The following is a 13,617-nucleotide window of genomic DNA, read 5'->3' on the forward strand; positions in this document are numbered from 1 at the left end:
GGATGCACTACGCGCTCGTCCTGCTCGCCCTTGGGGCGCTGTTGGCCCTGCACGAGCTGGGGCACCTCGTCGCCGCGCGGCTGCTCGGCGTGCGGGTGCCTCGCTTCGTCTTCGGGTTCGGCCCTCCGATGGCGTCCTTCCGGTTGGGAGGGACGCAGTTCGTCGTGGGCGCGGTGCCCCTGGGCGCCACGGTGCATATCCAGGGGATGAATCCGCACCGCGCGGACGCGGCGGAGGCCGTCAGTTTCCGGGCCATGGGGCCGGTGCGGCGCGCGCTCATCATCCTGGCGGGGCCGCTGGCCAACTACCTCTTCGCATTGGGCGTCCTCTTCGCGCTGTACACGTCGGGCACGCACGTGGTGGTGCCGCTGACGGTGGGCACGGTGCGGCCCGGTTCGGAGGCGGCGCGGGCACAGCTGCTTCCGGGAGACCGCATCGACACGGTGGATGGGCAGCCGCTGCGCACCTGGACGGAGTTCGTGGAGAAGGTGGCGGTGGGGGTGGGCCGCACGCTGGAGCTGCGGGTGAACCGACACGGCGAGACGCGCGTGGTGAGCGTGCGTCCCCGCGCGGATGAGCGGGGCGAGGGCCGCATCGGCGTGAGCCAGCAGTACGTCTACCGCTCGCATGCGCCGGGCGAGGCGCTGGGCCATGCGTTCGTCCACACGATGAACCTCGCGTCGGAGGGTGGGACGATGCTCCTGCGGCTGGTGCGAGGTGGCCAGCCCCATGGAGGACCGACGGGGCCCGGCGCGCTGGTGCGGCAGGAGTCGTCGGACGCGGCGTCCTCGGGTGTGGACTCGGTGCTGCGGGCCTTGGTGGCCGCGTCGATGGCGTTGGCGTTGCTGACGCTGTTGCCGGTTCCCGGGTTGGATGGTGGGCGGGTGTTGTTGCTGATGATTGAAGTGGCGAGCGGGCGCAAGCTGCCACCGCGCGTGGAGACCGTGGCGCAGACGGTGGGCTTCCTCGCGATTTCGGTGGTCATCGTCGCGGTGGCGGCGGCCGAGATTCGGGGCGCGCTTCCCGAGCGATTCAGGTGGGGGACGCAGACGGCAACGGGGACTCCCGCGACACCTGGAACGGGAATGCCCACGGTCGCCGGCTCGACGCCTCCGTCGGGTCCAGGTGGACCGACTGCTCCTCCTGTTGCTGGAGCCAGTGGGCCCGTGGCGCCTGCGACGGGTCCCGTGCCTCCGGCTGTCGCTGGTGCAGGTGGGGCGATTGCTCCTGCTGTCGCGGGAGCCGGTGGGATTGTGGCGCCCACTGGTACCGGGGAAGGTGGAGCGATTGCTCCTGCTGTCGCGGGAGCCGGTGTGACTGCGGCGCCTGCGGGTACTGGAACAGGTGGAGCGATTACACCTGCTATCGCGGGAGCCAGTGGAACCGTGGCGCCTGCTGGTACCGGTGCGGGTGGAGCGATTGCTCCCGCTGTCACTGGCAACGGTGGGACTGTGGCGCCTGCTGGTACCGGGACAGGTGGAGCGATTGCGCCTGCTGTCGCTGGAACCGGTGCGACTGCGGCGCCTGCGGGTATCGGGACAGCCGGAACAACTGCACCTGCTATCTCGGGAGCCGGTGGGACTGTGACGCCCGCTGGTACTGGTGCGGGTGGAGCAGGTGCTCCTGCTGTCACTGGAAACGGTGGACCCGTGGCGCCTGTTGGCACCGGAGCGAGTGGAACGATTCCGCCTGCCGCAGCGGGAAAGAGTGGTTCAACACCGCCTGCTGTCAATGGAAACGGTGGGCCCGTGGCGCCTGTTGGCACCGGAGCGAGTGGAACGGTTCCGCCTGCCGCCACAGGAGCGAGTGGTTCAGCACCGCCTGCTGCCAATGGAAGCAACGGAACCGCAGCGCCTGTTGGCACCGGAGCGAGTGGAACGGTTCCGCCTGCCGCCACAGGAGCGAGTGGTTCAGCACCGCCTGCTGTCGCGGGAACCGGTGGGCCCGTGCCACCTGCGGTCCCCGGTGGACCCACCGAACCCGCGAAGAACGGGCCGAACACACCGAGCCCCACCTCGCCAGGTGGGCCGAGTACGCCCTCGAGGTGATTCGCCCGGGGAACCCCTGCCCTCCCTTGGTTGTCGGGTAGGCGGGCGGACGTTTCGTGTCCACCGGTGGGCTTCCGCGCCCGATGACGCGGCCGAGAGGCAGCAGGACGCATATGCTTGTACGCGAGATGAGCACCAAGGCGGACGGCGGGCTGTATTTCGAGCTGTACTGGGGCGAGAACCTCGCGGATGCCTGGAGCTACGGGCCCGAGCAGGCGAAGGTGCATGCCGCGCCCGATGAAAAGGCACCCCTGCCCCTCTACGGCTTCACGCTGCCAGAGGAGCCCTTCCTCATGGCCGAGCGCACCGGACGCGGCTGGCGCATCCACCTGCCGCCCAACGTCCATGTGGAGCACAAGGCACGCGGCGACGCCTTCACCTCCGTCCCAGCCAATCAGCTCGTGAAGGACCAGGGCCGGACCTCCGTGGCCCTCGCGGACGGAATGACGCTGCGGCTGACGGAAGGCCAGCTCTCGCTGCTCGTCCAGGGCTCCGTCGTGAAGGAGCGCGTCGGTCCCCTCCAGTGGAAGGACATGGGCTGGCTGCTCATCGTCGGTCTGCTCTTCCTGAGCCTTCCGGTGGGCTTCCTGCTCGCGGGCCCCACGCCACAACGCGCGGCCGAATCCAACGCACGCGCGCTGCAACTGGCGGCCGACAAGGAAGCCGCGCGTCGCAAGCAGATGGGCCTGGACACGCCCATGCGGCCCATCACCGATGCGGAGCGCTCGCAGCAGCAGACCGATGGAGGCCCGGAGGAGGTCCATATCCCCGCGACCTTCCGCTCGCGCTGAGGCCTCCATGCGCGCGGACGGGCCCGGGCCCCCGCGCGGCCCGAGCCTGAGTCGAGGCCCCCGCCGCTTCGACACCCGAGACAACAGCCGCAACAACCTGCTCTACGCGGTGCTCTCGCTCTGCGAGTTCCACAACAACCATCACCACCGCGCGGGCCGGGTCCGTCAGGGCATCGCGTGGTGGGAAGTGGACCTGGTGTACCTCGTGCTGCGCGGGCTCGAGCAGCTGCGACTCATCTGGGACCTGTGTGGCGTCACGGCCCCAGCCCGACCCAGACCTCGCCGTCCTCGAAGAACTCCTTCTTCCAGATGGGCACGTCCTGCTTGAGCCGTTCGATGGCGTGCTCGCAGCCCCGGAACGCCTCCTTGCGATGCGGGGCCGCGGCGGCGATGACCACCGCCAGCTCTCCGGGCACCAGCGTGCCCACGCGGTGGACAATCGCCAGCCGCACGCCCGGCCACAGCGCCGTGGCCTCGGCCCCAATCTCCGCCAGCTTCTTCTCCGCCATGGGCGCGTAGGCCTCGTACTCCAGCCGCAGCACGCGCCGTCCCTTCGTCTGGTTGCGCACCGAGCCGCTGAACGTCACCAGCCCGCCGTACGCCTCGCCGCCCACCGCCTCCACCACGTCCTCCAGCCGCAGCGGACGGTCCACCACCTGGAACAACCCAGGCGAGCCACCCGCCACCGGAGGAATCAACGCCACCTCGGCGCCCTGTCGCACCGGTGCCTCGGCGCTCACGAACTCCTGGTCCACCGCCACCCGCAGGTGCGGCAGCAACGGCTCCAACCCCGGGTGCGCCGTCGCGAGCAACCGGAGCACGTCTCGCACCGTCGCGCCGTCGGGAACGTCCAGCGACTCACGCGCCCGTCCCGTCCGCTCACGAGCGGCGGCGAAGTACAGCACGGTGACGGCGCCACCCGCGCTCACTGCCAACCTCGCCCCGTCCGCGCATCCTCGCGAAGCCGCAGGCTCCCCTTGAGTCGGGCGCCCCCTTCGGCGAGCGAGAAGTCCAGGAAGGCCGAGTCCAGCGGCGTGACACCCTCCATCACCGCCTTGACGAGCGCCTGGGCCGACGCGAGCCGCTCCGCCGACACCCCAGGCACCGACTCCTGCGCCTCCAGGTCCGCGCGCAGCTGGCCCAGGTCCGCCATCACCGACATGTGCCCGGCACCAAACGTCTCGCCCCCGAAGCGCTCGCGCAGCGCGCGCCCCACGTCGCCGCGCGGCCGGCCGTCCAGCGACTCTCCCGCGACGAGCGTGGCCCGCTCCGGCCCCACCTTGAGCTGCACCGGATAGCCCCACATCAGGGTCCGGTAGAGCTTGCCTCCCGGGACTTTCTCCGCGCTGAAGCGCAGCGACGTGCCCTGCAGCCGCGCATCGAGCAGCCGCAGCACCGGCTCCGCGGACGTAAGCCCCGCGTCGATCAACACCGTGCCCTTGGGCTCCGGCCGCTGCTTCTGCACGAAGCCCCGCAGGAACCCGGGCGCGTCGAAGTACACCAGCATGGCCACGTCGCCGCGCAGCGCCTTCAGCAGCGCCTCCGCGTCCAGCCCCCGCGCGCGCCAACGATCCACGGTGCGCTCCCGGTGCGGTGAGCCCGGAGCACCGAACGCCAGCTTCGCCAGCTCCTCGGGCGGCACGGAGAGCTGCGCGGCCGCCACCGGCCCCATCGCGCTGTCCGCCAGCAACGCCGACGCGGGAGCGTCCGCCCCCTGCAGCAGCGGCCGAGTGGACGACAGGAACCCATCCAACACCAGCCGCTCCGGCTGCACCGTCAGCGACGCGAAGAACCCGCGAACCGGCCCCGCCTCCTCCGCGTCCTCGGCCCGCTGCAACGCGCCCGAGTACAGGTAGACATTGCCTTCGGCCACCTTCGGCCGCAGCTCCGTCAGCAGCGCGGACTCGGAGAGCCCCTCACCGGACAGCCCCAGCACCGCGCGGCGCGCCACCTCGACGTCGCCCACCACCGCCGGCGCCTCCTCTTGAGCCAGCACCTCCACGGGCTCGCCCTCCCCAGGCACCACGTCCTCGTCCGCCGCGTCCGGAATCGCGAGGTACAGATAGCCCCGGTCGACGAACAGCAGCATCGGCTCGCCGGAGTCCAGGGGCGTCACGCGCATGGCGCCATCCTCCGTGGCGGTCACCTCGTGGCCCACCGCCTCCAACTCCTTCGCCACCGCCGCGAGCGCCGCGTCGGGCTCCGTCACGCCCAGCAGCGCCACCACGCCGTCGAACCCGGGCAGCAGGAACAGTCCAAAGCCCTCTTCCGGGTCCACGACACTCGCGCCACTCGTCAGGCTGTTCAGCACGAGCGACACCAGCGGAGCCTCCCGCAGCACCTGCTCGGCCTCATCGGGACCGACGAGCCGTTCGTAGAAGTCCACCAGCGGCTCCACGTTGCCCTGAAGCCTGGGCACCCACAGCAGCGACCGCGCATCCGAGGGCACCGCGCGCGGCAACGGGCGCGGCACCACCGTGAGTCGCACGCTGCCGACCTCCTGGCCCTCATGCAGCGCGCGAACGGTGAACGTGCCCGCGCGGGCGAAGGCATGCGACAGCCGGGAGCCCGTCCGTGAAGGCGTCCCGTCGCCGGGCTCCCAGGTGAGGGCCTGCGCCCCCGCCTCGCCCGAGCCCAGCTCCACGGGAACGCCCGCCTCCACCGTGCGGTCCGCGCCCAGGTCCGCCCGGACGACGCGCCGGCAGCCGGAGGCCCAGGGCCCCACGGCGACCATCAAGAGAAAGTGCGCGACGAACGAGCGGGAGGAGCGCGGAAAAAGCGGCATCCGCCGCTAATAGTCCAGCGCGAGTCCGAACATCCAGCGCCGGCTGGAGAGCACGAAGCCCGGCTTGCCGAAATTGTCCACATCCGCGTAGGTGTACTCGGCGAACAGGTAGCTGTGGTTGATGCCCAGCCCCGAGTCGAAGTCGCGCGCGAAGCGCGGCTGCAGCACGTCCAGCAGGAAGGCCACCCCGCCCGTCGCGCCCCAACCCCACTTGCCACCGCTGGCGGTGATGCCGTCCGCCGTCTCGGTGTCGCTGCCCTTCGTCACCCACCACGGCGTGTAGATGAGCCCCAGCTTGCCGTACGGCACCAGGGGGACTCCCCACTCGAAGGCCGCGTAGTCGAACTTGTAGAAGAGGTTGAACGCCAGCGGCACCACCTTCAGCGCCGTCTGCTCCGCCGCGTTGCCTCCGCCCGCGAGCTTCGCGGCCGCGTACTTCTCCCCGTAGCCCGCCGACACACCCACGCCCGCGGTGCCGATGCCCTGGTAGAAGTAGCGCTGCAGCTCCAGCTCGACGAGCAGCAGCGATGCGTCACCGAACGTGTCCTCGTAGGGCGTATTCCCGTTGAGCGCCTTCTCGTCATCCAAGAGCGGCTTGTAGCCGCCCACCCGGATGATGATGCCGCCGCTGCGCGACGACTCCATCTGCTCGGTCGAAACCACTCCGACGTCCTGCGCCCACGCCGGCAGCGCGGCAACCATCATGGCCACACTCACGGCCCATGCCCGACTCATGACAGCTTCCTCCTCGACGTCATCCAGAACCCCAGGGCCGCCACCACGGCGCCCAGCGCGAGGCCACCCCCGCCCGCCCCACACCCGCCCGTCTCCGCACCACCCGCCGCGTGATACGCCGCGAAGAAACCATCGCTCGGAATCGGCGAGCCAGTCGCCAGAGGCGACGCCGGGCTCTGATTGCCCGCCTTGTCGAAGGCGAAGGCACGCACGCCGTACTCCTTCTCGTTCTCCAGCTCATCCATCCGGAACACCGTGTTGTCGGACGTCTGCGTCTTCGAGCGCACCACCTCGCCCGCGGTGGCCGTCCCGCCATCCCCATCCCCTGGCACCAGCTCCACCACCTCCACCAGCATGCTCGTCGTGTCGCTGGGCACCGTCACGCTGACACTCAGCGCGCTGTCCAGGCCCGTCACGCCCGGCAGTGCCGGCGCCAGGGGAGAGGTCGGGTCCAGGATGAAGTTGACGCTCGGCGAGCCCACGCTGGAGGTCGTACTGTCGCAGGCCCCAAGCGAGTCCTGCTTCTCCACCGTCGCACAGAGCCTGTAGGTCTTGTCCGCCGTCTGGGTTTCACACGTGAGGCCACCCGCGGCGAGCGCATCACTCATGCGCAGCTCGAGCGTGCCGGACGTAGTGGCGGTGTTCCCCTCGGCGATTTCCAAGATTTCCTTGTCCCCCTCGCCCGGTTCCCCCGAACAGTTGCCGTCCGACAACCAGAAGACGAGCGGACTGCACGCGAGGGTCCCCGTCCGCGACCAGGAGACGGACCTGCGATCGGCGCAGTTGGCCTTGGAGACGACGATGTCGTTGTCGACGATGACCGAGCCGGAGAACGTCACGGTCTGCCCCAGGGCGGTCGACGCGAAGAGCAGGAGCACGGCGAATGTGAGGCGCATGGGTAGCCGGAAGCTAGCAAGCGGGAGGCCACGTTGAAATCGTTCCCGCAGGCCTACTTCTGGCCCTCGCGGGCCGCTCCGGCGAGCCAAACAGGCAGGGCGGCCGCGGCCGGCGTGCCAATTTGTCAGACGGGGCGTTCAGCCAGCTTCAAGCCGGCCTCCACCAGGTTGAGGGCGGCGCCCCGGGTGGCGTTGTCCACGGCGGCGAAGAGCGTCACCCACTCGGGGGCCTGGGGGAAGGCGCGCACCCGGCCCACGTGCACCGTGGGGTCCGACGTGACGAGCATGGGCATGGGGTAGATGCGCTCACCGGGGGTGTCCAGCACCTTGAGGGCGGGTGACGTCTTCAGGGCCGCGCGCACCTGCTCCACCGGGCCCGCCTTCTTCAGCTGCACGTTGAGGGTGAGGCCGTGGCCGTAGAAGCTGGGCACCTGCACTGCGGTGCCAGCGAGCACGGGCGCGTCGCCTCGCGTCGCGAACAGCCGCGCGGCCTCCAGCGTCCAGCCGCCCTCCTCCTCCGTCCACGGGGAGCCCACCATGAAGCCGCCCACCTGGGGCACCAGGTTGAAGCCCACTCGGTGCGGGAAGGCGCTCGGGTCCGGCTCGCGCCCGGACATCAAATCCGCGGTCTGCTTCTCCAGCTCCGCCACGCCGCGCACGCCCGCGCTGGACACGCTCATCATCGCCGTCACCTGCGCGCGCACCACGCCGAAGGCCCGGCGCAGGGGCTCCATCACATGCACCGACGCCGTCGTCACCGCGCTCGGCAGGCACACCAGGCGCCCCTTCATCGTCGCGCCCAACAGCTCCGTGTTGAAGCCCGGCAGCACCAGCGGGACGTTGCCGTCGGACCGGAAGGCGGAGCTGACATCCACCACCCACGCGCCCGCGGCCTGAGCGGCCGGAGCCAGCGTGCGAGACGCCTCCGCGGGCGTGGCCAGTAGCACCAGCCCCATGCCCTTGAAGGCCTCCGGAACGGCGCGCTCCACCTCCAGCGAGTCCTCGCCGTACTCCACCTCCAGCCCCTTCGAGCGCTCGGAGCCGAAGGCGCGCACCTGCTCCGCGGGCACGTCGCGCGCGTACAGCGCGGCCAACACCTCACGGCCCACCACACCCGTGGCGCCCACCACGGCAATCTTGAGATTCTCGTTCATCGCGCGTCCTTTGCATCGCCCGAGCGCGTGAGCGCTGGACGCTTCAGTCGTCCTTCAACCGCGCCGTGGGCGCAGGCCCCGGCAGCGGAGGGAACTTGGGGTTTCGCTCCGGCTCGGAGGCCCGCACGTAGTGCGGCTCCATGGCGAAGAGGGCCTCGAGCGAGAACGTCTCTGGCATGCGCGCAAGCCGCGTCAGCTCCACCGCCGAGGGAAAGTCCGGCCCCGTCAACAGTCGCTCCGCCGCCACGCCGTGCGACACCAGCGCCGCGCGGTAGTCCACCAGCGCCGGCCCCAGCGCCACCGCCCGCGGCTCCGCGGCCATGCGCGCGGCCACGTCCTTGGGCGACATGGCCGTCTCCGGCTCCAGCGCCTCCACCGTCGCGCCGCGCCGAACATACGCGCCCAGGTACAGGTCGTCCTTGCGCGCCACGGCCAGGCAGTAGAGCGGCACGTCCTCCGGGCCCTCCAGCGCCACGGCCGCCAGCGAGGACGCGCCCGCGACCTTGAGGTTCGCCGCGTACGCCAGCGACTTCACCGTGGCCAGGCCGATGCGCAACCCCGTGAAGGAGCCCGGGCCCAGGCCCACGATGAGGCCCTCCAAATCCCCGAGCTTGACGCCATGGCGGTCCAGCAGCTCACCGACGACACCGGGCAGCGCCTCGCTCTGCTTCACGGGAGGCCGCACCACGGAGTGCTCCACCGCGTGCACGGCCCCCTCCGGCCCGCGCTCCACCAGGGCGAGCGACATCGTCAGCGTGGAGGTGTCCAGCGCGAGGAACATGGGCGCTCCCTACACCGGCGCGGCCCACATTGCGCGGGGAATCTCCGACACGGCGTCCTTGCAGCGGTACAGCCGCACGCGCACCACGCCCTTGTCCAGCATGCCCAGCTTGGAGGCGGCGGCCTTCGAGACGTCGATGATGCGCCCATCCACGTATGGCCCCCGGTCATTCACGCGCACCTGCACGGCGCGGCCGTTCTCCATGTTCACCACGCGCAGGCACGCGCCAAAGCGCTCCTTGCGGTGCGCGGCGGTGAGCTCGTTCTGGTTGAAGCGCTCCCCGCTCGCGGTGGGACGGCCGTGCAGCCCCGGGCCGTAGAACGAGGCCAGCCCCTCGCCCACGTAGGAGCGAGGCATCTGCTCGCGCTTCGTCACCCGGGGCGAGGACGGCTCCGGGCTGGAGTCCTCAGGCGAGTCCGGCTTCGCCGCGCGCGACGCGCACCCGGTGGAGATGCCCAGCGCCAGCAAGATGACGAAGGTGCTCGCGCGCATGGGACCTCTAGCGGGTGATGTCGTTGGTGAAGACCAGGAGCATCAGCAGGATGAGCAGCGCCAGTCCCACCATGTTGGCGGCCTCGCGCACGCGCACGGGGATGGGGCGACGGCGGATGCCTTCCCACGCGGCGGACAGCAGCGCGAAGCCATCCAGCACGGGGATGGGCAGCAGGTTCATCACGCCCAGGTTGATGGAGATGATGGCCATCAGGTTGAGGAAGGAGTCGAGCCCCTGCTCGGCGCTCCGGGCCGCCAGCTGGTACATCATGATGGGGCCGCCCACCGTGCTCAGCGGCACGTCGCGGGTGACGAGCCCTCCGAGCACCTTCACCATCTGCCCCACGATTTTCGGCACCACGATGGCCGCCTGCTTCAGCGCCGCGGCCGGGCCCAGGTGCACCGTCACCTCGTCCGCCCGGGCCACGTCCGCGTCCACGAGCGTCCACCCGCGCGCGCCCAGGGAGAGCTTCGTGAGCTGCTGCCCCATCCCGTCCTCCGCCATCAGCGGGGCCTGCGAGAGCTTCTCGGTGTGCTCGCCGTCCGTGCTCCGCCACGTCAGCGTGAAGGGCTTCGCCTCCGCCCCGCTGAGCTTCACCTCCAGCATCCGGAAGGACGGGAGGACCTCGCCGTCCAGCGAGACGATGCGGTCACCCTGCTTGAGCCCGGCCTTCTCCGCCGCGCTGCCGGGCACCACCGTCGCCACGTACTGGTCCGCCGGCTCCGCGCCCAGCGCCGCCAGGCCCGCACCGGGCTGACGGGGCACAGTCACCTCCGCCACACGGGCCACCTGACCCTGCACCACGCCCGCCGCCACGGTGTCCATGCGCCGCACGACGACCTTGAGCGGCTCCCCTTCCGGGTGCCGGCCCAACTCCTGGTACAGCCGCGCCTCGTCCGGAACGTTCGTCCCGTTGACGCTCAGCACGCGGTCGAACGTCCGCAGCCCCGCGGCCTCCGCCACGGACCCCGGAGGCACACCCACCAGGGGCGGCTTGGCCAGCGGCAGCACGCCGATGAGGCCCCGCTCCACCGTGTCGATGGGCGACGTCTCCGTGTTCTTGATGGGCTTCACCGTCAACGTCACCGGCTGGCCATCGCGCTCCACGACGATGGGAATCGGCCGCTCGAAGCGCCCGACGAAGGTGTCCCGCATGTCGTCGAAGGTGCGCACCGACTCGCCCTCCACGGACAGCACCCGGTCTCCAGGGCGCATGCCGGCGGCGGCTGCGGGCATCCCGGGCTCCACATACCCCACCAGGGTGGACGTGGCCTGGTGCGGGCCGAGGAACACGAAGAAATAGACGATGACGGGAAAGATGAGGTTGAAGGCCGGCCCCGCCAGGACGATGAGGCCGCGCTTCCAGGGGGGCTGCGCCAGGAAGCCGCGCTTGGCTTCCTCGGGGCTCAGTTCTTCATGGGGCAGGTCGCCCGCCATCTTCACGAAGCCGCCCAGGGGCAGGATGGCGATTTGATACTCCGTCTCGCCCTTCACGAAGCCGATGAGCTTGGGCCCGAAGCCGATGGAGAACTTGAGGACCTTCACCCCGCAGGCTTTCGCCACGAGGAAATGGCCAAGCTCGTGCACTGTCACGAGCACGCCAAGCAGGAGGATGAAGAACCCCAGGTTCTGAAGTGAGGGCATGGCGGCAACAGTAATCGTGAGCCCCCGGACGGACAACGCACATCCGGGCCCGCCAGCCAGGCGGGCGAGCGAAATCTCACGATTCTACGGAAGCAGGCCGCGCACGAACTGCACGTAGACGAACACCAGGGGGGCGTTGAAGAGCAAAGCGTCGATGCGGTCCAGCACCCCACCGTGCCCGGGGATGAGGAAACCCGAGTCCTTCACCCCGTACGCGCGCTTCAGCATGGACTCGCACAAGTCGCCCACGGGACCCAACAGGCCGCCGGCGATGCCCAGCAGCACGCAGTCCCACACGGTGAACACAGGGAAGAAGAAGCCCCGGGCGATGAACATGCCGCCCACCGAGCCGAGCATGCCGCCGAAGAAGCCCTCCCACGTCTTGTTGGGGCTCACCTCGGGGTACAGCTTGTGGCGCCCCAGGAAGCGGCCGAAGAAGTACGCGGCGGTGTCGTTGGCCCACGTAATCGTCAGCGCGCAGATGACCCACGCCAGACCATGGTCCGGCAGCAGCCGCAGCGCGGACAGGGCGGTGAGGCCCACGGCGCCGTACAGGAAGCCGTTGACCAGGTGCGCCGTGCGCGTGGGGGCCTCCGCGAGCGGGCCCTTGAACAGGTGGAATATCCACGCGAAGAACGAGAAGACGACGGTGAGCCAGAAGGCCGTCTCTCCCGTGCGCGCCGCGTCCTTGAGCGGCAGGAACGGCATCACCGCGGCGAAGGCCATGCCCACCCAGGCAGCCGCGTTCAGCCGCTTCTGGACGATGAGATAGTACTCACCCACGCACGCGGCGGCGGCGAGGCCCAACAGGCCCGCGCTCCACACGCCGCCGAGGAAGAGCAGCAACACCACGAGCGGCAGGAGCGTCAGCGCCGTCACGATGCGCACGACGAGGTTCTTGTTCTTGTCGTTCACGCCTTGGCCCGCTGGGGGGTGTCCTCCCGCTTGACTTGGGCGGAAGTGAGACCGAAGCGCCGCTCTCGCTGCTGGTACTGAGACACGCAGCGGAGAAACTCATCGGTGCGGAAGTCCGGCCAGAGGGCGTCGGTGAAGCACAGTTCCGCGTACGCCATCTGCCAGAGCAGGAAGTTGGACACGCGCTGCTCGCCGCTGGTGCGCACCACCAGGTCCAGCGGGGGCAGCCCGTTCGTCCACAGGAAGGACTCGAAGTCGGCTTCTTCCACCCGGCCCGCCAACAGCTCGCCCCGGGAGATGGCCTCCGCCATCCGACTGGCGGCGTGGAGGATTTCCTCCCGGCCGCCGTAGGACAGCGCCAGCGACAGCACCATGCCGGTGTTGTGCGCCGAGTCGGCGATGAGCCGGTCCAACGGCTCCCGCACGAAGCGGGGCAGGCGCCCCACGTCACCCACCGCGTTCAGGCGGATGCCGTTGTCGAGGATTTCGGCCCGCTCGCGCTCCAGGTAGTCGCGCAGCAGGTCCATCAGCCCGGCGACCTCCTCCGCGGGGCGGGCCCAGTTCTGTGAGGAAAAGGCGTAGAGGGTCAGGGCCTGGATGCCCACGCGGCGGGCGGTGCGGGTCACCTCCCTCACACTGGAGCTCCCTTCGCGGTGGCCCTCAAGTCGGTCCAGACCCCGCGACTCCGCCCACCGACCGTTGCCATCCATGATGATGCCCACGTGGCGCGGCACGGGCCGGGCCTTGACCTGATTTTCGAGGGCGGAAACCACTAGGGGGCGTTCCATTCGAGCCGCGCACCCTACCGGCGCAGAGGGGCCACGTCCACGAGCGCGTGGCCCAACCGTCGCCCGAGGCCCCTGGTCGGTCGCCCGCTCGGTGCGAGCGGCCCAGGACTCCCAGACCATGTAGGCCCGGGTGGGCCCGGCCCGGGTGCGGGCGAAAGGACGGATTCAGTCGACGGGCCAGTTGGGGCGGGCGATCTCGATGGGGCTGTTGTGCCAGGACGCGTAGGCGGTGGCGTCGGCGACGCGGTAGGGCGTGCGATAGGTGCGCTCGAAGTACTCGTCCCAGTGGGGCTGGGAGCCGTCCAGGTCGGTGAAGCCGTACTCGCGGGCCAGGGCCCAGGAGCTATGGACGGTGCCGGCCTTGGTGGCGACGTTCGGGTCCGCGGCGAGCGCGGCGACGGCGCGGCCGACGTAGGACGGTGACTCGGAGGCGATGAAGTCCGGCTCCACTTTCGCGCCGTCGCGCCAGTTCGCCTCGGTGACGCCGAAGCCCTCCAGCATCTCCTCGGAGCGCAGGAAGCCGGGCGTCACGGCGAGCGCGGTGACGCGGGTGCGACGCAAGTCTCGCGACATGGCGAACGCGAGCC

General features: G+C 70.4%; 12 protein-coding genes and 1 pseudogene. 2 read left to right on the forward strand and 11 right to left on the reverse strand.

Going from position 1 to position 13,617, the window contains the following annotated elements:
• Positions 1 to 2: 2 nt before the first annotated feature.
• Both HUA78_RS17880 and HUA78_RS17885 read left to right on the forward strand, forming a co-directional pair.
• Entirely contained in the window at positions 3 to 2,048 is a 2,046-nt protein-coding gene (locus HUA78_RS17880) for a site-2 protease family protein (RefSeq protein ID WP_174476792.1), read from the forward strand.
• Positions 2,049 to 2,176: 128 nt separating this feature from the next.
• Positions 2,177 to 2,839 (forward strand): hypothetical protein, encoded by a 663-nt coding sequence (locus tag HUA78_RS17885; protein ID WP_254623782.1) that lies wholly within the window; start codon positions 2,177 to 2,179, stop codon positions 2,837 to 2,839.
• 254 nt (positions 2,840 to 3,093) lie between these two features.
• Here HUA78_RS17885 and moaD read toward each other — a convergent pair whose 3' ends face one another.
• The 11 genes and pseudogenes from moaD to HUA78_RS17940 all read right to left on the reverse strand — a co-directional run.
• Complete coding sequence (gene moaD, locus HUA78_RS47510) at positions 3,094 to 3,768, reverse strand: molybdopterin converting factor subunit 1 (protein ID WP_141645838.1); 675 nt, start codon at positions 3,766 to 3,768, stop codon at positions 3,094 to 3,096.
• Positions 3,765 to 5,624 carry a PKD domain-containing protein gene (locus tag HUA78_RS17895; RefSeq protein WP_174476793.1) on the reverse strand — a complete coding sequence of 620 codons (1,860 nt, stop codon included), beginning with the start codon at positions 5,622 to 5,624 and terminating at the stop codon, positions 3,765 to 3,767. The genes moaD and HUA78_RS17895 overlap by 4 nt, the downstream gene beginning before the upstream one ends.
• Positions 5,625 to 5,630: 6 nt before the next feature.
• Positions 5,631 to 6,359, reverse strand: coding sequence for an MXAN_2562 family outer membrane beta-barrel protein (locus HUA78_RS17900; RefSeq protein ID WP_174454888.1), 729 nt, complete (start codon positions 6,357 to 6,359; stop codon positions 5,631 to 5,633).
• Positions 6,356 to 7,255: an MXAN_2561 family MXYO-CTERM-anchored protein gene (locus HUA78_RS17905; RefSeq protein ID WP_174454887.1), complete on the reverse strand. Its 900-nt coding sequence runs from the start codon at positions 7,253 to 7,255 to the stop codon at positions 6,356 to 6,358. Before HUA78_RS17905 ends, HUA78_RS17900 begins: the two co-directional genes overlap by 4 nt.
• A 125-nt stretch (positions 7,256 to 7,380) precedes the next feature.
• Positions 7,381 to 8,409 carry an aspartate-semialdehyde dehydrogenase gene (locus tag HUA78_RS17910; RefSeq protein ID WP_174454886.1) on the reverse strand — a complete coding sequence of 343 codons (1,029 nt, stop codon included), beginning with the start codon at positions 8,407 to 8,409 and terminating at the stop codon, positions 7,381 to 7,383.
• A gap of 43 nt (positions 8,410 to 8,452) precedes the next feature.
• Positions 8,453 to 9,190: a tRNA (adenosine(37)-N6)-threonylcarbamoyltransferase complex dimerization subunit type 1 TsaB gene (gene tsaB / locus HUA78_RS17915; RefSeq protein WP_174461863.1), complete on the reverse strand. Its 738-nt coding sequence runs from the start codon at positions 9,188 to 9,190 to the stop codon at positions 8,453 to 8,455.
• Positions 9,191 to 9,199: 9 nt separating this feature from the next.
• Positions 9,200 to 9,682 (reverse strand): septal ring lytic transglycosylase RlpA family protein, encoded by a 483-nt coding sequence (locus tag HUA78_RS17920; RefSeq protein ID WP_174461862.1) that lies wholly within the window; start codon positions 9,680 to 9,682, stop codon positions 9,200 to 9,202.
• A 7-nt stretch (positions 9,683 to 9,689) separates the two neighbouring features.
• A complete protein-coding gene (gene rseP, locus HUA78_RS17925; protein ID WP_174476794.1) occupies positions 9,690 to 11,327 on the reverse strand; it encodes an RIP metalloprotease RseP in 1,638 nt (545 codons plus the stop codon).
• Positions 11,328 to 11,411: 84 nt separating this feature from the next.
• Positions 11,412 to 12,242, reverse strand: coding sequence for a phosphatidate cytidylyltransferase (locus HUA78_RS17930; protein ID WP_174454882.1), 831 nt, complete (start codon positions 12,240 to 12,242; stop codon positions 11,412 to 11,414).
• A complete protein-coding gene (gene uppS / locus HUA78_RS17935) occupies positions 12,239 to 13,030 on the reverse strand; it encodes a polyprenyl diphosphate synthase (protein WP_141644889.1) in 792 nt (263 codons plus the stop codon). The genes HUA78_RS17930 and uppS overlap by 4 nt, the downstream gene beginning before the upstream one ends.
• A 165-nt stretch (positions 13,031 to 13,195) precedes the next feature.
• Positions 13,196 to 13,617, reverse strand: a pseudogene (locus HUA78_RS17940) (short-chain dehydrogenase); the annotation flags it as partial.

The organism is Myxococcus sp. CA033, from assembly GCF_013336625.1.
Lineage (GTDB): Bacteria > Myxococcota > Myxococcia > Myxococcales > Myxococcaceae > Myxococcus > Myxococcus llanfairpwllgwyngyllgogerychwyrndrobwllllantysiliogogogochensis.